This is a genomic window from Larkinella humicola (genome assembly GCF_008727875.1).
Taxonomy (GTDB): domain Bacteria; phylum Bacteroidota; class Bacteroidia; order Cytophagales; family Spirosomataceae; genus Larkinella; species Larkinella humicola.
In genome coordinates this window covers 76,459-94,328 of the sequence record NZ_VTWS01000008.1, presented here as the reverse complement: position 1 = coordinate 94,328, position 17,870 = coordinate 76,459, and the positions used below count along the sequence as shown (strand labels likewise).

Sequence of the window (17,870 nt, the reverse complement as noted above, 5' to 3'; positions counted from 1 at the left end):
ACCAGGTTGATCCAGAGAATCTTAAAACAAGTGTGAGGTGTGAATGGTTTTGGGCAATCAAAAATAACGAAATGATCACTTATTCAAAAACGGTTAACAACAAGTAATCTTTTATAACCATGCGTAAACTTAGTTTTTTTGTATTAAGCGTATTGAGTCTTTTTTCACCGGCTGTTGCGCAGACACCGGATCTGCCCATAAACCGGATTGTGGTTTTGGGCGACGCTGAGCTGGAATTACCGGCCGATCAGGTTCGCATCACCGTCACGCTGCAATTTTCGGACCCGACCGACGCCCGGAAAGCGTATGTCGCGCACCAGGCTGCCGAAAAACGGCTAGTGAAGTTACTAAAAGATTACCAGATTGACGAGAAAGAGATTCGGTATACCTTATTGCAGGTTCAGAAAAATGACGGGTCGATCTACCAGAGCGGCCAGCAGAAGCCGGAGGTCATCACCAATCAGCAGGTCATTTTTGAGTTGAATAAACCGGAACGGTATCCGGATTTGCAACTGGCGCTGATCAATGGCGGATTCAACCGCTTTCAGGCCGGCTATCGTTCGACCAAACAGGAGGAAAGTAAAAACAGCGTGCTGGAAAAGGCCGTTGATGTAGCCCGCGCCAAAGCGGTCATTCTGGCCAAAGCTGCCGGACGGACCTTGGGCGTGGTGTTGAGCGTTCGGGACACGGAAGAAACCGACCCGATTTTGCAAAGAAGGTATTCGGCTGGTGGAATGATGTTGGAGGCTCGGGCCAGTTACGATGGCGGTGGTTTACTCGATATTCCGCAGACGATCCGGATTCCGGCGCAGGTGAAAGTGACGTTTGAATTGAAGTGAAAAACCGGAATCACGGGTATGCGCCGATTTGGCATCCTTCTTTTCGGGCTGTTTTTTTCACTCCCGGTTTTGGGACAATGGTCGTCGTACAAGGTTTTTTTCGGGACTACTACGGACCGTCAGATTCTCCTGCGGCAATGGTCGCAAAACGGCCAGTGGCGGTATTGGGCGGTCAATCCGATCACCCTCGAAACCGCGATTCTTGCTCTGCCTACAGCCAGCGTTCGGGCATTGCCGTGGTCGAAAATTGAGCAGCAGTTTCAGCAAACGCCCTACATCCGGGCGTTGCAGGCTGAGCGAAACCGTGACGGTTCGTTGCAGGACGCAGGTATTGAACGGGCCGATACCACGGAGCGCGGGTTTAGCCTGACCATCGATTTGTGTCCGTCTTCCAAACCGCTGATCCGGTCGGTTTTTGAACAATTGATTGCTGCTTTTGAGCCGGAAGAAAAACCGGTTCCGGTTACCATCACCATCACCGGTCTATGGATGCAAAGTCACCCGCAGGATCTGGCGTATTTGAAAGGATTGGTGAGCCGGGGCGATTTGGCCATTACGTGGGTCAACCATTCGTTCCATCATCGGTACGATTCGCGGTTGCCCTTGCCCGTTAATTTTCTGCTCGAAGCGGCAACGAATCTGAACGACGAGGTGCTGCTGAACGAACAGGCGATGCTCAAAAATGGCTTGGTCCCGTCCATTTTCTTTCGTTTTCCGGGGCTGGTTTCCGACAAAACCGTCTTCGACCGGATCCTGGCATTCGGGTTGTTGCCCATCGGCAGCGACGCCTGGCTCGCCAAGAACCAGCAACCGAAGCAGGGCAGTCTGGTGTTGATTCATGCCAACGGCAACGAGCTGCTGGGCATTGCGGATTTCATCCGACTGATTCAGCAGAAGGCGGTTTCAATCCGCAACAAAACGTGGTTGCTGTATGAACTTCCAGCGAGTGTGGCCGATTCGGAAAAGAGATAAACCTAAAACCGGCCCGTTCACGGAAACGAACGGGCCGGTTTTAGGTTGAAAACAGATTTTGCTAGACCGCTTTGACCGGATATTCTTTCATGATTTTGTGAATGCCCTTCGACACTTCTTTCTCGATATGCGCTGGATTGTCGACGGCCCCGGCAATGGTTCCGCGCCAGATCAGTTGTTTGGAATGAGCATCCACAATGTCCAGAATCAGCATCCCTTCCGTGTACTGGACGTTGTGAAAACCGGTGTTCCACTGGTAGGGCCAGTTGCCAAAACCGTAGGGCATATACCGCCAGCCACCGCGAAACCCAAAAGGATAGAACATGGGTGTCAGCGCGGGGCCATTGGAAACGGTTTGCGTTTTTTTCTCGGTATACGTATGAAAACCGACCAGAATGTCCGGGTTTTCAGGCAGCAGGGTGATGTTCCGTTTGGTCAATTCGTCCGTGACGGTATTTTCGATATTTTGGGTAATCAGCGGGCTGCTGTAAATCGGATTTTTGCCGACCTGAATATCGGGCGTACACCAGGCGAAGGTTTTGAATTTGCTGAAATCAACGGAGCGATCGTAGTCGGTCGTAACACCCTGTGCGTAAGAAAAAGAGCTGAGTCCCCCTGCCAGGAGGAGAACAGCGAAGGCGATGATGCGTTTCATGGCTTCTTTTTTAGTTGAATGCGTTGGTCTGTTTGACGCAGGAAAGGTGAAAGGCCCGGATTAAGCCGAATTCAAAACGGAATTAAATGATCGTTAAATCGGGCTTTTTACGGACGTTCCCGTGGGGTAATGGTGAGTCATTCAAAAAGGAAAAACGGATCGAAGTCCGTAGGGACAAAATGGTGCTTTTTTGTATGTTTAGGTAACAAACTAGCCAAACGAATGAAATACCGTCTACTCCTGTTTTGTCTCCTGTTTTTTATTCGATTAGTACCAGCTCAGACGCCGGCGGGTACCTCGCCAACGATCTCCGCGTTCACCAGCGGCATGGAAAAGCAACCCGGTTTTATGACCTTTTACTGGGATGCGAAAAAAGGAAAGATCTGGCTGGAGATCGACAAATTCGATACCGAACTCCTCTACTACCCGACTCTGGCGTCGGGCATTGGTTCCAACGACATCGGCCTGGATCGGGGGCGGCTGGGGCAGGAACACATCGTTAAATTTCAACGCACCGGCCCCAAGGTGCTCATGGTCGAACCGAATTACCAATACCGCGCCATCACCAGCGACGCCCTCGAACGCCGGGCGGTCGAAGAGTCGTTTGCGCAGTCGGTGCATTGGGGGTTCGACATCGCGGCTGAAGAAAGCAACCGGGTGCTGGTCGATCTGACGCCGTTTCTGATGCTCGATGCGGTGGGAGCGGTGCAGGCCATCAGCCAGACGCGTCAGGGGACTTTCCGGCTCGATGCCAGCCGTTGCGCGATGTATCTGCCGCATTCCAAATCGTTTCCGCAAAATACCGAGTTTGAAGTAACCATCACGCTAACCGGCGACACGCCCGGTGCGTACCTGCGCTCGGTGGTGCCGACGCCAACCGCCGTGACGATGCGGCAGCACCATTCCTTTGTTCAGTTGCCGGAAGCGGGTTATAAAGCCCGGGAGTTCGATCCGCGCATCGGCTATGGCGGTATTGAATACTTCGATTACGCAACGCCCGTCAGCCAGCCGATCATCAAGCGGTATATTTCGCGGCACCGGCTGGAAAAGAAAGACCCGAAAGCGGCTGTCAGCGAAGCCGTTAAGCCCATTGTCTATTACCTCGATCCGGGTACGCCCGAACCGATCCGCACGGCCTTGATGGAAGGCACGGCCTGGTGGAATCAGGCGTTTGAAGCCGCCGGGTACAAAGATGCCTTTCAGGTAAAACTGCTCCCCGCCGATGCCGATCCGATGGACATTCGCTACAACCTGATTCAGTGGGTGCATCGTTCCACGCGCGGCTGGTCTTACGGAGCGAGTATCATCGACCCGCGAACGGGTGAAATCATCAAGGGAAAAGTGACGCTGGGCTCGCTGCGGGTGCGGCAGGATTACCTGATTGCGCAGGGACTGGTCGGCAACTTCGACACCGATACGTCGCACGTATCCGAAATGATGCAGATGTCGCTCAACCGGCTGCGGCAACTGGCCGCCCACGAAGTGGGCCATACACTGGGACTGCCCCACAACTACATCGCCAGCACCCAAAACCGGGCGTCAGTGATGGATTATCCGACGATGGTGGCCAAAGTAAAAGGCGCGGCCATTGATCTGTCGGATGCCTACACGCTGCGCATCGGCGACTACGACAAATGGAGCATCATCTGGGGCTACCAGGATTTTCCGGCGGGAACCAACGAGAAGCAGGAGTTGAACAAAATCGTTCAGCAGATGCACGCCAAAGGGCTGACGTTTTTGACCGATCAGGATGCCCGGCCCGAAAGCAGCGCCCACCCGGCCACGCACTTGTGGGACAATGGCGGCAATGCGGTCGATGAATTGAAGCGCACCATGGAGGTTCGGCGGGTGGCTCTGGATCAGTTTAACGAAAAGAAAATTCCGGCAGGAACGCCCATGGCAACGCTGGAAGAGGTTTTTGTGCCGATGTACCTGTTTCACCGGTACCAGGTCGAAGCGGCCGCCAAGGTGCTGGGCGGACAAACGTACACCAATGCGTTGCGGGGCGATGGACAGCCGGTTTTGTCGGTGGTTCCGGCGAGCGAACAACGGCGGGCGCTGGATATTTTACTGGCTACGATGAGTTCGGCGACATTGGCTGTTCCGCCCTTTCTGCTAAAATCCATTCCACCGAGGCCGTTCCGCTACAGTCCCAATTCGCGGGAGGTGTTCAAACGCCGGACGGGCATGACATTCGATCCGCTGGCTCCGCCCGAAGCAGCTGTTTCAATGACGTTGCGGATGATGCTCAACCCGGAACGCTGCGCCCGGCTGGTCCACCAGCGAGCCTTCGACCCGGCCCAACTCGGGCTGGAGGAGGTTTTAGACCAGCTTATTAAAGCGGTTTACAAACGACCGATCGACAAATCGTACAATGGCGAGCTAAACCGAATGACCAGTTTGAAGGTAGCAGAACAACTCATTGCGTTGGCCCAGAACAAAGAGGCCGACGGTTCGGTGCGGGAGTTGGCGCACCGGTCGGTGTTGCGCATCAAAACACTGGTTGGTCCTGCGGTGGCAGGTGGCACTTCTTACGGCCTGATTTCGCACCTGATTCAACAGTATGAGCAGAATCCGGCGGAGGTGCCTGCCCCTTCCGTCCTGGCTGCGCCGGATGGAGCGCCCATCGATCCCGGCCAGGAATGGCTGGAGTCGTTGCTGGGCGAACCCGCCTGCGAGTGGGTGCGGTAAACGCATTTTAGTACGGTTTAAGCCGTATTCAATCACATTTTAGCAGAATTAAAGACCGAACCGCCTACTTTTGGGGGTTCGGTCTTTGTTTTTTTTGGAAAAGAGAGCTGAGACAAGAGAGAAAAGATCCAATACTTTACAGGTCTTTTTTCTCTTGTCTCAGCTCTCACGTCCTTTACACCACCTCCTGATGAGAAAAATACTAGCTATTCTTTGTTTCGTAAGCAGTCAGTCGATTTTCGCTCAACCATCCGCCGATTCGCTGGCTTCGGCCAAAACCGCCCGACCCAAACCGGTACCGGAGAAAAATGAGTTGAAATACAACCTGAACGAGTCGGGTTCCCACTTTTTCAAAGTCACGTTTCTGAACCAGACCTGGCTGCGGCTCAACCAGAGCAATCCCGGCACGACGGTGGTCGGTGACCCCAAAGACCAGACGTTCGACATTGGCCTGCGCCGGACCCGGATTCAGTTATTCGGTCAGCTCAACGACCGGGTTCTGGTGTATTTCCAGTTTGGGATGAACAACTTCAATTTTCTGAACGCATCTCCCGCTTTCAACACCACCGGAACGGTTTCGAACCGGAAAGTGCAGGCGTTTTTTCACGATGCCGTGGCGGAATACCTGGTTTTCAAGGACCGGGATTATCTGAAAATCGGGGGCGGTTTAACCATTGTGAACGGCTTGTCGCGCTTCACGCAGCCCGGCGTTAGTTCGATCCTGTCGATGGATGTTCCGGTTTTTGCCCAGGCGACGGTCGATCAAACCGACGAGTTTGCCCGGAAACTGAGTCTGTACACCCGGGGGCAGGTCGGCCGGTTCGACTACCGGGTGGCCATCAGCGATCCATTCCCGATTCAGACCAACGGGGCGGCACCTCCGGCGCTGGGACCCAACGCCAATTTTGCGCTGAAAGGCCACACCAAGCAGTTTCAGGGCCTGTTACTGTACCAGTTTTTCGACAAAGAGGCCAACCAGACGCCGGGCTACATGACGGGAACGTATTTGGGGAAAAAGAAGATTGTCAATCTCGAAGCCGGTTTTATTTCGCAGAAAAACGCCGTCTGGCATACCGGCACCACGGCGACCGATACCGTTTACCAGAACCTGAATCTGTGGTCCGTAGCAGCTTTTCTGGACATGCCGGTCAACCGCGCGAAGGGTTCCGCCATCAGTGCGTACCTCGGGTATTTCAACCTCGACTACGGCAAAAATTACCTGCGCTACAATGGCATCATGAACCCCGCCAGCGGCACCACGCAGTCGGTTGGCGGATTGGGCGGGACACAGGGCAATGCGTTTCCGATGTTCGGAACGGGCAGTGTAATTTATGCACAAGCCGGGTATTTGTTCCGGCAGGATTTGCTGGGCAACCACGGAACGCTGATGCCCTACGCGCAGGCCCAAATTGGCGACTACGACCGGGTGAACCAAAGCGTGGGTGTTTACAACGTCGGCCTGAACTGGCTGATCAAGGGCCACAATTCCAAACTAACGCTCGACTATCAAAACCGCCCGTACTACATCGCGCTTCCGGCCACCGGCCAACTCGACGCGCAGGGACGGCGTGGTCAGCTTGTCCTGCAATACCAGGTCTTTATTTAAGCGACCAAGGATGAAAATCAAAAAGAGCGGCTCGCAAGACCGCTCTTTTTGATGCGAGTACAAAAGGATTCAGGTGTTTATTTTCGTGCTACGATCTTTATATGGAGTTCGATATCATCCGAAACTGTTTGATCCGCTAAATTATCGTAAAACTTTCCTGATCTGTAACGGATACTCCAATTTGTTCGATCAATAATCAACTTGCCATTCGCTTTTACAATGCCATCCTGAACTTCCATTCTGGCCGGAAAAGTAACCGGGTGTGTGACCCCTTTAATGGTCAGATCACCTTTAACGATAGTGTGACCTCTCAATGATTCAATCTTGGTAATTGCGATAGTAGAAATAGGGAATTTTTCGACATCAAAATAATCAGGCGATTTTAAGTGTTTAACAGGCGTGTTTTTACTTGCCTTGTCTTTATATTCAATTGAATGCATGTCTATTTCAGCTGTACCACCCATAAGTTGACCGTTTTCAATCATTAATTCTCCTTTTGATAGATGGACATACCCTACGTGTTCTTCGTCAATATCAAATAACATTGAACCTTTCCATGTTATAACACTTTCAGTCGTATCTATACTATATTTTTGTCCCCGGGATACGGCGCTTGCTGATGCATTGTTTTTATTGTCCTCATATGAAGTTCCACCGCAACCGAAGAAAAAAAGGGCAATGATTAAAAATAAGTAACTGATTGATAGCTTGTTGTTCATACTCCAGAAATGATTATAATCGACAAATGATGTTAAAATCAGCAATACGAATTACTTCAGATTCTCTTTACTTTTAAAATCCGTGATGGTCTTTCCATCGTAACGATATACGCCGTTCAGGGATCCAAACCAGATACTTCCATCGCTAGCTTCCAAAATCCCACAAAGCATTTTCTTTATTGATATTATTTCGGTTACAGTGGGGTTTTTATTGTACAACGACTTTTGATCATATCGGAAAAGTTTCCATTCCCCGACCCCATTGGATTTTACTGCACCAGTAGTCCAAATGTTTCCATTTTTATCTTCGATTATAGCAGAAGTACCCTTCTGGTTAATTTTGGTAAAGACCCTGCCATCATAGCGCCAAAGACCAGTTTTAACGATCAGCGTATCGCCTTTTCTGTCTTCGATTATCGTTGCCCCGAACCAAATAGCACCCTTTTTATCTTTGGTCATACCCCAAACGTTGTTGAAAGTTTTACCGTCTTGATTTCTGAAAACAGTAAATGTTTTTCCATCATAAAAACAAGCCTCTTCCCTTGTGCCAATCCATAATTTCCCGGTTTTGTCTTCCAGTATAGTAGTAATAGCGTTATTGGGCAGTCCGTCTTTCGTTGTAAAATTTTGAAAGGATTTTCCACCTGCCCGGCTGGGATCGTAACGACTTATTCCTCCGCCAGTGCCGAACCAAATGATGCCTGCTTTATCTTCATAAATAGACATAACCGCATTATTGGCAAGCCCCTCCCTGGTTGTAAAATGTTGAAAGGATTTCCCATTGTAATGATAAACCCCTGAGTCAGTAGTAGCGAACCAAAGATTTCCGCGTCGATCTTCCAGAACGTCCCAGTATCTGCGCGGACCTATTTTACTGGCGATATTGGTAAACGATTTTCCATCATATCGAAAAACACCACCCCTTGATGCCGCAATCAAAATGTCTCCGTTTCCAGCTTGCTTTACATTCCGAACCATTGTGTTAGGCCCGTAGGAAGTGACCGTGTCTTTGATCGTATCTTTTGGGAGGTCTGTTTTTTTTTGTCCTCCACAGGAAGTGCAAAAAACAAGCGTCAATAAAGCACAAGCGTATACGAGTTTAGTCATTTCTCTTTTTGTTTTTAGGGACTTCAACAAAGCTAAAGGCTGTTATCCCGGCGTCTGTCAAGAGCCTGTAAAAGAAGGTTAATGTAATGTTAAAGTTTTTTGTGCGCTGTTTTCTAACAACGATCCAGTGTAGGCCTGATTCAAAAAGGAAGAATAATATCACAAATGAAGATAAAAGTAGTAGAACGCTGAAAGCGTGGCGTCTAACTTTGTCTATGAAGGCATTTTAGAAACACGAACACGATGGAAATAAACGCTACCGGGAGCTCATCACGAAGAAATTTTCTGCAAAAAACCGCTCTGCTGGCGGCCTTGACGCCGAAGCAATGGGGACGTTCTGCCGCTGAAACGGAACCGGCCAGTCTGGTCGAACCTGGCGAAAATGTCCCGGAAATGGTGGAAGCAGACGGTCGGTTACGCCTGCGTTTTGGTGAAGAAAAGGTGATAGTTCCGAAGGGATTACAGCCGTTCATGCTGGTGACCAAAACCGGCGCGATCATCGTTCAGGCGCAACTGCCGGAAAAACCGTTTCCATCGCCCCGGATGCACTACGAACGGGCAATGGGAACGTACATTTCCCGCGATGACGCCAACACCTGGACGAACATTCCGCTGAAACCCGGAGAAAACGGTGTGAATCTGGAAGGGGGCGGTATTCAGTTGAAGGACGGTACGCTGGTCGCGCTGGATACGTACATCGTACCGGGAAAAAAAGAAGGGCAGGGGATGGGGCAATTGTATACCTCCCGGGATGACTGGCAGACGCTGGGAGGGCCGGTGGACGTTCCGTTCGATCTGCCGGGGGCTGATTTTTACGCATCCAAAGACGACGGCGGTCACCCGCACGAAGCGCAGCGACTGCACCGCCGGATCCTGGAAATGCCCAATGGGGATCTGTTGACCACGTATTACGGGTGGACCAAAGAGGACCGGACGCCTTCGACCTACATGGCCAGTATGATGAAGACCCGGGTCTTGCTGGTGCGTTCGACCGATAAAGGGAAGCACTGGAAACAGGTTTCCACCATCGCCGTTGGCCCCGACATCGGTACGGAAGGACTCGACGAACCCGTCATTGCCCGGATCAGCAAGGGACCCAATGCCGGGCGGCTGCTCTGTTTCATGCGGACCGGTCGTGAACTGCGGGAGTCGTTTTCGGATGACAACGGAGCGACCTGGAGCGCCCATCAGCCCCGGATTTTTGCCGGGCTGGATATCTACCGGACGGAACTCTGGGTCGACTGGCTCCGAAACAAAACCGACTCCAAAGGAAAACCGCTCGATGAGGGCAATCCTGACGAACTTCGGGGCGCGGTGGTGGACCCTGATTTGATTGAGCTTCGGAGCGGCTTGCTGGTGGCGGCATTCGGGGTTCGCGTTCCGCAGAAAGCGTGCTGGAAGTACCCCGAGCATTCCTGGAATGGCAACTACCTGGCGTTCAGCCAGGATCACGGGAAAACCTGGCCTAACGTAGTCCGGATGACCTCCGGTGTCATGACCACCCATTACATGGCCATTGAGGAAATGAAGACCGATAATAAAGTGTATGTTGCCTATGACCTGGGAGCCTGGGGAAAAAGCCCGCGAAATGCCGTTGGGCGTACTTTGGAGATAACGATCAAGTCCTGAGACCCTTACTACTAAATAGCCCGTTCACTTGCCGCCCCTAAATCCCCGATACGAAAAAAGGACACCATCACGGGCGTCCTTTTTTCGTATCAGGAAACGGGATTTTTTACAAGTCCAGCGTTTTCAGAATGTCGTTCATGTTCCGAACGGCGTCGGCCGACTTGTTGAAAGCCGCCTGCTCGTCTTCGTTGAGGTCGAAATCCACGATGCTTTCCCAGCCATTGCGGCCGATGACCACCGGCACGCCGAGGCAGATATCCGACTGGCCGTATTCGCCTTCCAGCAGAACGCAGCACGGAATGACGCGTTTCTGGTCGCGAACGATGCTCTCGACCAGGGCTGCACCGGCTGCACCGGGCGCATACCAGGCCGAGGTGCCGATCAGTTTGGTCAGCGTCGCTCCGCCCACCATCGTGTCGGCGGCTACTTTTTGCAGCGTTTCGGCATCCAGAAACTGGCTGACCGGAACCCCTGAATACGTCGCCAGACGCGTCAGCGGAATCATGGTCGTATCGCCGTGTCCGCCGATCACCACGCCCTGCAAATCATTGGGCGAACACTTCAGCGCCAGCGACAAATACGTTTTGAAACGGGCCGAATCCAAAATTCCTCCTAATCCGATTATACGGTTTTTGGGGAGTCCGGACGACTTCAGCGCCAGGTACGTCATCGTGTCCATGGGGTTGGAAATGATGACGAAAATAGCGTCTGGAGAGTGTTTCAAGATATTTTCGGTAACGCCTTTCACGATGTTGGCGTTGGTACCAATCAGGTCTTCACGGGTCATTCCCGGCTTGCGCGGAATCCCCGATGTAATCACGACAACATCCGAATTGGCGGTTAATTCGTAATTATTGGAGGAACCGGTGATTTTGACGTCACAGTCCAACAACGTAGACGCCTGAAGCATGTCTAAACCTTTGCCTTCGCTAAGACCCTCTTTGATGTCCAGGAGCACAACCTCCTCGGCTAATTCACGTCGGGCGATGTTATCGGCACAGGTCGCTCCGACGGCCCCGGCACCTACTACGGTAATTTTCATAGAGTTAATGGTTTATTAACTGACAACTGTTTTGAACGGTACAAAAATAGGAGAGCCGGGGGACACTGGTACTGTAAATAGAAGCTTTTTTTTACAGAATAAGACAATTGGGGTAGAAAATGTGTTATTAGGGTGTCCAGCTATCCAGGGACTTTAGATACCATCAACTATGGCAAACCGTCGCTTATTAACGGCCATCCTGAGTTCATTTTTCTTCCGGCGCTCCACCGCGAAAGCGTCGCGGTACACCCGAAGTGGGAAGAGTATGCTTGATTTACTGCACCGTGTGGCCGAGAAAACCCGCGTTCTGGGCGTAGGGGCCAGTTACTCGGCGGCCAAAGACCAGATCAACATTCTGGTCCGGATGGTGCGGGCGTATGCCAAAGGCGAATACCGGGCCATTTCCGGCAAAACGCTGCTGCGGATGGTCGCGGTGCTGGTGTATTTTGTGTCGCCACTCGACTTTATTCCGGACGTGTTGCCGGTGCTGGGCATGACCGACGACATTGCCCTGATTCTGTGGCTGGTCAGTTCCATATCCGACGATATCAACCGGTTTACCGAGTGGGAACGCAATCATGCGTCATCGATTAAAATTGGGTGAAATCGTTTTTTTAGTACACAATAATTTCGTAATAATCGTTACTTTTGTAAAGAGTTTCTGCATACACTCATAACTCATACTATCATGGCATTACTCACAATTTATGCATTTTTAGGCTCACTCGGCGGAACGGAACTTCTTTTGATCGGTCTGGTGATCCTGTTATTCTTCGGTGCAAAACGGATTCCTGACCTGATGAAGGGCCTTGGCAAAGGCATTAAAGAATTTAAAGACGCTACCAAAGACGTTCGCGAAAACATCGAAGAAGGACTTCGCGATACGAATGTGAAATAAGGAATGATGCCTTGTAAAGGAATTATAAATGAAAAATGCTAAATGATGAATGTAAAAGTTTTGGAAGGCAATCTACTTTTACATTTTACATTCATCATTTAATATTTTACATTCCTTTTCATCATTTCAAAAGATTTTCAGACAACAGCTCGGCCTGAACGGTCGTTCTGTTGTCTCTTTTTTTCTACCAGCCGTACTTTGTTATGCCCGTAAAACCGTACGATTCCCTTTCTGACATCCAGCGCGATCTGGCCACTGGATCAATTACCTGTCGCCAATTGGTGGAGCATTACCTCCAGCGAATTGACGAGCACCAGCACCTGAATGCGTTTGTCGCGGTGTATGCCGACGAAGCGCGGCAGCGGGCGGATGAAGTGGATGCGAAATTGAAAGAGGGAAAGGCGGGTCGGCTGGCCGGCATGGTGTTGGGCATTAAGGATGTACTCTGTTACAACCAGCACGGCGTTCAGGCGGGAAGCCGGATTCTGGACGGGTTTGTGTCGCAGTTTACGGCCACCGCCGTGCAGCGGGTCATCGACGAGGATGTCATCATCATTGGCCGTCAGAACTGCGACGAGTTTGCGATGGGCTCCTCCAACGAAAATTCGGCCTTTGGTCCGGTCCGGAATGCGGATGATCCCGACCGGGTGCCGGGCGGTTCGTCGGGCGGTTCGGCGGTGGCGGTTCAGGCGGGGCTGTGTCTGGCTTCACTGGGGTCGGATACCGGCGGTTCGGTGCGTCAGCCTTCGGCCTTTTGCGGCACGGTAGGCCTGAAACCCACCTACGCCCGGGTGTCGCGCTGGGGTCTGATTGCCTACGCATCGTCCTTCGATTGCATCGGTCCGATTACGCACACCGTCGAAGATGCGGCTTTGCTGCTGGAAATCATGGCCGGCGCCGACGACTTCGACAGCACCGTGAGCCGAAATGACATTCCGGCGTATAGCCAGCAACTGACGCTAAACCGCCCGTTGCGGATCGGCTACCTACGCGAAGGCGTCGAAAGCGAAGGGGTTGATCCGGTTATTCGGCAGAAAACCCAGGAAGCTCTAAACCGTTTGCGCGAGCTGGGGCACACCGTCGAACCGGTGGATTTCCTGCTGTTGAAACACATTTTGCCTACATATTACATTCTGACTACCGCCGAGGCCAGTTCCAACCTATCCCGGTTTGACGGTGTCCGGTTTGGCTACCGTAGCCCCGACGCCACGGATCTGGAGTCGCTCTACAAAAAATCCCGGACCGACGGTTTTGGCGATGAAGTTCGTCGCCGGATTATCCTCGGCACCTTTGCCCTCAGTTCCAGTTACTACGACGCTTATTACACCAAAGCCCAGCAGGTTCGCCGGTTGATCAAGGATGAAACCGATGCGCTGTTTGCCCACTACGATCTGATCGCTTCCCCCGTAACGCCCACAACGGCTTTCCGGATTGGTGAGAAAGCCAGCGACCCGCTGCAAATGTACCTCGCCGACATCTTTACGGTGCAGGCCAACGTAGTGGGTTGCCCCGCCATTTCCATTCCGAACGGCACCGACGAAAACGGCCTGTCCATCGGTTTTCAGTTCATGGCGGCTCCCTTCCGCGAAGCCGATATGCTGGGGGCTGCCAATCAGTTGACGAAATTACAGGCCGTCGAAGCGTAGCCTGTCTTTCTTTCGTCGCGGGTAACGTCTTTTAGTAACCAGGGCATTTTGCCCCGTCAGGGGCTGAACAGCGCAGCGTCGGTAGCCAGATTGTTTTCCGCGTTCCCCGCGTGTCTTTGGGTATACAAAATTCCCAACACTGGCTGCGTGCCCAAAGGCACGCAGCGGTCGAAATGTCCATCGCTATCTACCGACGCTGCGCTGTTTGATCCCTTCGGGATAATAAACCGGATGACCTTACTTTTTCGCCTGTTTCACCGGCGCAGTTGTCCGCAGGAAAGCCACGAGGTCAATGACTTCATCTTCCGTCAGGGCATCGAGCAAACCGGTGGGCATCATGGAATTGGGCGTCACTTCGCGCGACTGCACATCCGATTTGTTCAAAACCACCGCATCCTGGCCTACGACCCGCAGGGTGAGTTGCCGTTCGTTTTCACCGGCCACATTCCCGGAATACGTGCGCCCGTCGCGGGTCGTCACCACCACCATCTTGTAATCGTCCTGAATTTCGCCACTTGGATTGAGAATATTACTGAGCAGATAATCCACATTGCCCCGGTTTGATCCCGTAATATCCGGCCCAATGCTGCCGCCTTCGCCATACATCTTGTGGCAAGGCCCGCAGGTGCGCTGAAACACCAGACGTCCTTTGACGGTATTAGCACTCAGCAACGCCCGGTCAGTGAGCAGTTTCTGGTAGCGGGTATACGCTTTTTCGTCGATACCGTGCTGCTCGATCGGCCCCCAGATTTCGACAAAACCGCTGCCCACCACCCGCAGCAACTGCCGGGCGGCATAGGTCGGCACATCCCGTTTCGGAATCTTGTTGTTTTTCAGCGCCTGTGCCAGTTGCCAGCCGTATTTTGGGCGGGACGACATCGTTTGCACCACCTGAAGTTTATCGGCGGGACTGAAATCCGCATACCGGGCCAACAGCAGTTCGCCCAGCGATTCACGGTCATACCCGGCAATGGCGCGGATGGTTTCGCTGCGCAGATTCGGCTCGTTCAGCAACGCGGGCAATTCTGCCAGGAGTTCGGGCCGTTGCTGACCCGCAATGGATTTCAGGGCTTTGAGCCGTTGGTCGAGGGGCGCTTTCCGGTCTTTCAGCGTCACCAGCGACTTCCGGGCGGTTTCGGTATCGCCAAACTGCTGGCCCACCTGCTGGGCGAGCGGGGCGGTTTTGGGATTGGCTTTTAATTTGGCGTAAACGGCTTTCCAGTTGGCCGGGGTTGCCAGATCCGTGCGTCCTTCCAGACCGTCGCGCATGCCTTCCAGCAGGCTCATCTGTGTTTTGGGCGATTTCCCGAGCGCCGTAATCAACGTTGGCGTTTGGTCGGCATCCACGATTCGACGGGCAATAAACCGGGCTACCATCGGAATTTCGCAACGGGCCGCGAGGTCTAACGCCCGGGCCGGATTGGTTTTGACGAGCGGTTCAAAACCAAACCAGATCATTTTGGGCAAGTTGTGATCGTTCTTGTCCTCGCCGTGGGCCATCAGTTCCCCGGCGATTTTCCATTGCGATTCCGTGTCTACCCGTTGCAGGGCCGACGCCAGATAAAGCCGAACCACCGCCGAGGGGTCTTCGCGGGCCATCCGAACCATTTTTTCCTGAACATCCGCTGATGGAGCCTTGTCTTCGCACAACAACTGAACGGCCCAGGCCCGAACGTGGGCGTCCTTGTCGTCCAGGACTTTCGTGAGTGCTTTTTCATCGAAACCGCCGGTAATGTGCAGCGTCCACAAGGCCCGGAGCCGCCAGTCGGCGTTGGCATTCGTCTCGAATAGCTGGCGGAGTTGTGCGTGGGTTTGACCACTGAGTTTCCCCTTTGCAGCCCGGTTTTGCAGAATAACCCGCGCCCGGCGAGCGTGCCAGTCGCTCTTGACGGTTTGCAGATTGACCAACTGCTGATCGGTCATTTTGGTCAGGTCCGAATACCGTCCCGTCCAGTTTTCAGCCAATGAGTTTTTGGGCATGACCCGGAAAATCCGGCCGGTTTCGCCGTTCAGGACTTCCTTCCCGCAAATGTCGGCATCGTGCCAATCCAGCACATAAAGCCCGCCATCCGGCCCGACTTCCATGCTGAAACCCACCCACTGCGCGTTGTTGGCCTGTAAAAAATCGGCCCCGTGGTGGCCGACGAAGCCCGATCCTTTGGGTTCCAGCACATCCGCCAGAATGGCGTGTTCGTGGATATTCGCCATGAAGATCCGGCCCTGCTGCGAGGCCGGAAAGGCATCGGACTGATACACCCGCGCCCCGCCGTGGGCTGATCGGTGGCTGTGGTCGGCGATGGTTTTGATGTCGTTATAGACGTACGGGTTGAAATGCTGCCCGCCCTGCCGGTGGTAAATACCGCCCGGAATGACGTGCCAGAGGTGCGGAATGACGCAGGCCGTCATAATAAGTTGCCCCTTCGCATCGTAGTCGATACCCCACGGGTTGCTGAAACCGTGAGCCACGACCTCAAACCGGTCTTTGGTGGGATGATAGCGCCAGACGCCCCCGTTGATGTCGACGCCTTCGCCCTGCAAAATGTCTTCGGGAAACGGATCGTTGTGTTTATACAGCTTCCCTTTGCCGTTCGGTTTCCGAACCTTCGACGGGGTGGCAAAGCCCTGCAAACCGTAGAGCCAGCCGTCGGGGCCCCAGTGCAGGCTGTTCAGGGTTTCGTGCCGGTCGCGGATGCCCCAGCCCGTCAGCCGAACTTCAATGTCTTTTTGGTCGGCCCGATCGTCGCCGTTGCGATCCGGAACAAAGAGCAGGTTGGGGGGCGCACCCAGAAACAGGCCGTCGAAGCCCACTGCCATCGCGGCCGGGAACGGAATGCTGTCCAGAAATACTTTTTGGCTGTCGGCCACGCCGTCGCGGTTGGTGTCTTCCAGAATCAGAATGCGGCTGTTTCCGGCTTTGGAAAAACCGTATCCACGCGATTCGTAATCGCGGTTTTCGGCCACCCAGAGTCGTCCGCGGTCATCCCAGCAAAAAGCCATCGGTTGAGTCATCATCGGTTCCGACGCCCAGACGTTGGCCTGGTAGCCGTCGGGCATCGTCATGCTTTCAACCGCGGCCTGTGGGGTCAGAAACTTCGCTGCCAGGCCTTCTTTCTGAGCAATTCCCCAGAGCGAGGCCGTCGAGTTCACCCCACTGAAATTGCTCCAGGTTTTGGTTAGTTCCACATCATTCAGCTCACCGGTGTAAACCACTACCTGATGGCGGATGATTTCCGTATCGCCTTTTTCGATTTTCCAGTCACCGGTTCGGGCGCGGGCGGGGCCGATGCCGAGCTGGTTATCGACCCGCCAGGTTTGGGGATAGCCTTTGTTTTCCGGGTGATCAAAAATGGCGATGTGGGCCAGGTCGGTCCGGCCTTCCACCTGCATTCCGGCATCGACCCACATGGCGCGCTGGCCTTCCGCTTTTTCGTTGCGTTGGCGGGCCGCATTGATCACTTCACCCTTGATGCCTTCGCGCCAGGGCATCCGCAGAAACAGCCCGCCGTAATCGTATTTACCTATCGTAATCTCGGAGATGGCTTTGCCTTTCCACTCCAGATCCAGCAGAAACTTTCCGTTCTGTTCGCGCATCGTCCAGTTCTGGGTTTCCCGCAGAACGGCCTCGCCTTTTTCGTCCAGCAAATCATACACTGTCTGCCACTTGACGTCGGTTCCGGTGGCTTTGGTCACCGTGGCCGAAACCCGGCGCCAGTAGTCGCCCTGCGGGTGGTGGAAATAATCCCGGCCATTGACGCGGGTAAAGCCCCAGTATAAACCGGTCTGGTGCTTGTGGTGGCCAGGGCTGTATTCGGTCAGAACGCCCTTGCCGTCGGGCGCGGTAATGGGGTGGAGGTAAGGCCGGAAATCGGGCCTGGCATTCTGAACCACAATCGGCTTTTGACCGTCGCTTCGGAAAACCGAAATCGTATTGGCTTTGACATCCTGTTTAATACGCAGCGGTTTTCCTGTACCGGGCGGTTGGCCAGACAACCCCGTTTGGGAGGGTTGAAAAAAGCGGGCAGACGAAAGAATGAGCAGACTGAGGAACAGAACAACTGATTTCATA

The 17,870-nt window shown here is 53.2% G+C and carries 13 protein-coding genes; 8 read left to right on the top strand and 5 right to left on the bottom strand.

Translation table 11 applies throughout. The features are described from left to right. Positions 1 to 119 precede the first annotated feature (119 nt). Together F0P93_RS25860 and F0P93_RS25855 are read left to right on the top strand one after the other, a co-directional pair. A complete protein-coding gene (locus F0P93_RS25860; RefSeq protein WP_150880626.1) occupies positions 120 to 839 on the top strand; it encodes an SIMPL domain-containing protein in 720 nt (239 codons plus the stop codon). A gap of 18 nt (positions 840 to 857) precedes the next feature. Beyond that, positions 858 to 1,811 carry a polysaccharide deacetylase family protein gene (locus F0P93_RS25855; protein ID WP_191908920.1) on the top strand — a complete coding sequence of 318 codons (954 nt, stop codon included), beginning with the start codon at positions 858 to 860 and terminating at the stop codon, positions 1,809 to 1,811. Between the two features lie 61 nt (positions 1,812 to 1,872). Here F0P93_RS25855 and F0P93_RS25850 read toward each other — a convergent pair whose 3' ends face one another. Further along, positions 1,873 to 2,466: a DUF4136 domain-containing protein gene (locus F0P93_RS25850; RefSeq protein ID WP_150880625.1), complete on the bottom strand. Its 594-nt coding sequence runs from the start codon at positions 2,464 to 2,466 to the stop codon at positions 1,873 to 1,875. A gap of 222 nt (positions 2,467 to 2,688) precedes the next feature. Between F0P93_RS25850 and F0P93_RS25845 the strand changes: the two genes are divergently transcribed. Then, on the top strand, positions 2,689 to 5,157 hold the full coding sequence (locus F0P93_RS25845; RefSeq protein WP_150880624.1) for a zinc-dependent metalloprotease: 2,469 nt from the start codon (positions 2,689 to 2,691) through the stop codon (positions 5,155 to 5,157). A gap of 190 nt (positions 5,158 to 5,347) precedes the next feature. Next, positions 5,348 to 6,763 carry a hypothetical protein gene (locus F0P93_RS25840; RefSeq protein WP_225309646.1) on the top strand — a complete coding sequence of 472 codons (1,416 nt, stop codon included), beginning with the start codon at positions 5,348 to 5,350 and terminating at the stop codon, positions 6,761 to 6,763. A 77-nt stretch (positions 6,764 to 6,840) separates the two neighbouring features. Here the strand turns inward: F0P93_RS25840 and F0P93_RS25835 are convergent, their stop codons facing one another. Together F0P93_RS25835 and F0P93_RS25830 are read right to left on the bottom strand one after the other, a co-directional pair. After that, positions 6,841 to 7,482 carry a YceI family protein gene (locus F0P93_RS25835; RefSeq protein ID WP_150880623.1) on the bottom strand — a complete coding sequence of 214 codons (642 nt, stop codon included), beginning with the start codon at positions 7,480 to 7,482 and terminating at the stop codon, positions 6,841 to 6,843. A 51-nt stretch (positions 7,483 to 7,533) separates the two neighbouring features. Continuing rightward, complete coding sequence (locus F0P93_RS25830) at positions 7,534 to 8,589, bottom strand: ligand-binding sensor domain-containing protein (RefSeq protein WP_225309645.1); 1,056 nt, start codon at positions 8,587 to 8,589, stop codon at positions 7,534 to 7,536. A 243-nt stretch (positions 8,590 to 8,832) separates the two neighbouring features. Between F0P93_RS25830 and F0P93_RS25825 the strand changes: the two genes are divergently transcribed. Beyond that, positions 8,833 to 10,218 carry a sialidase/neuraminidase family protein gene (locus F0P93_RS25825; protein ID WP_150880621.1) on the top strand — a complete coding sequence of 462 codons (1,386 nt, stop codon included), beginning with the start codon at positions 8,833 to 8,835 and terminating at the stop codon, positions 10,216 to 10,218. Between the two features lie 106 nt (positions 10,219 to 10,324). Here F0P93_RS25825 and mdh read toward each other — a convergent pair whose 3' ends face one another. Beyond that, positions 10,325 to 11,260, bottom strand: coding sequence for a malate dehydrogenase (gene mdh / locus F0P93_RS25820; protein WP_150880620.1), 936 nt, complete (start codon positions 11,258 to 11,260; stop codon positions 10,325 to 10,327). 169 nt (positions 11,261 to 11,429) lie between these two features. Between mdh and F0P93_RS25815 the strand changes: the two genes are divergently transcribed. The 3 genes from F0P93_RS25815 (at position 11,430) to gatA (ending at position 13,804) form a co-directional block, all read left to right on the top strand. Further along, the gene (locus F0P93_RS25815; protein ID WP_138991384.1) at positions 11,430 to 11,864 is read left to right on the top strand and encodes a YkvA family protein; all 435 of its coding nucleotides are present in this window, start codon (positions 11,430 to 11,432) and stop codon (positions 11,862 to 11,864) included. An 84-nt stretch (positions 11,865 to 11,948) separates the two neighbouring features. Next, complete coding sequence (locus tag F0P93_RS25810; protein WP_114408458.1) at positions 11,949 to 12,158, top strand: Sec-independent protein translocase subunit TatA/TatB; 210 nt, start codon at positions 11,949 to 11,951, stop codon at positions 12,156 to 12,158. A 203-nt stretch (positions 12,159 to 12,361) separates the two neighbouring features. Next, positions 12,362 to 13,804 carry an Asp-tRNA(Asn)/Glu-tRNA(Gln) amidotransferase subunit GatA gene (gene gatA, locus F0P93_RS25805; RefSeq protein WP_150880619.1) on the top strand — a complete coding sequence of 481 codons (1,443 nt, stop codon included), beginning with the start codon at positions 12,362 to 12,364 and terminating at the stop codon, positions 13,802 to 13,804. A 237-nt stretch (positions 13,805 to 14,041) separates the two neighbouring features. Here gatA and F0P93_RS25800 read toward each other — a convergent pair whose 3' ends face one another. Further along, positions 14,042 to 17,869 (bottom strand): PVC-type heme-binding CxxCH protein, encoded by a 3,828-nt coding sequence (locus tag F0P93_RS25800; protein WP_150880618.1) that lies wholly within the window; start codon positions 17,867 to 17,869, stop codon positions 14,042 to 14,044. Between the last annotated feature and the right edge of the window lies 1 nt (position 17,870).

Coding starts and splice junctions, on each gene's coding strand:
- F0P93_RS25860 (WP_150880626.1), top strand. CDS start 120: ATGCGTAAACTTAGTTTTTTTGTATTAAGCGTATTGAGTCTTTTTTCA.
- F0P93_RS25855 (WP_191908920.1), top strand. CDS start 858: ATGCGCCGATTTGGCATCCTTCTTTTCGGGCTGTTTTTTTCACTCCCG.
- F0P93_RS25850 (WP_150880625.1), bottom strand. CDS start 2,466: ATGAAACGCATCATCGCCTTCGCTGTTCTCCTCCTGGCAGGGGGACTC.
- F0P93_RS25845 (WP_150880624.1), top strand. CDS start 2,689: ATGAAATACCGTCTACTCCTGTTTTGTCTCCTGTTTTTTATTCGATTA.
- F0P93_RS25840 (WP_225309646.1), top strand. CDS start 5,348: ATGAGAAAAATACTAGCTATTCTTTGTTTCGTAAGCAGTCAGTCGATT.
- F0P93_RS25835 (WP_150880623.1), bottom strand. CDS start 7,482: ATGAACAACAAGCTATCAATCAGTTACTTATTTTTAATCATTGCCCTT.
- F0P93_RS25830 (WP_225309645.1), bottom strand. CDS start 8,589: ATGACTAAACTCGTATACGCTTGTGCTTTATTGACGCTTGTTTTTTGC.
- F0P93_RS25825 (WP_150880621.1), top strand. CDS start 8,833: ATGGAAATAAACGCTACCGGGAGCTCATCACGAAGAAATTTTCTGCAA.
- mdh (WP_150880620.1), bottom strand. CDS start 11,260: ATGAAAATTACCGTAGTAGGTGCCGGGGCCGTCGGAGCGACCTGTGCC.
- F0P93_RS25815 (WP_138991384.1), top strand. CDS start 11,430: ATGGCAAACCGTCGCTTATTAACGGCCATCCTGAGTTCATTTTTCTTC.
- F0P93_RS25810 (WP_114408458.1), top strand. CDS start 11,949: ATGGCATTACTCACAATTTATGCATTTTTAGGCTCACTCGGCGGAACG.
- gatA (WP_150880619.1), top strand. CDS start 12,362: ATGCCCGTAAAACCGTACGATTCCCTTTCTGACATCCAGCGCGATCTG.
- F0P93_RS25800 (WP_150880618.1), bottom strand. CDS start 17,869: ATGAAATCAGTTGTTCTGTTCCTCAGTCTGCTCATTCTTTCGTCTGCC.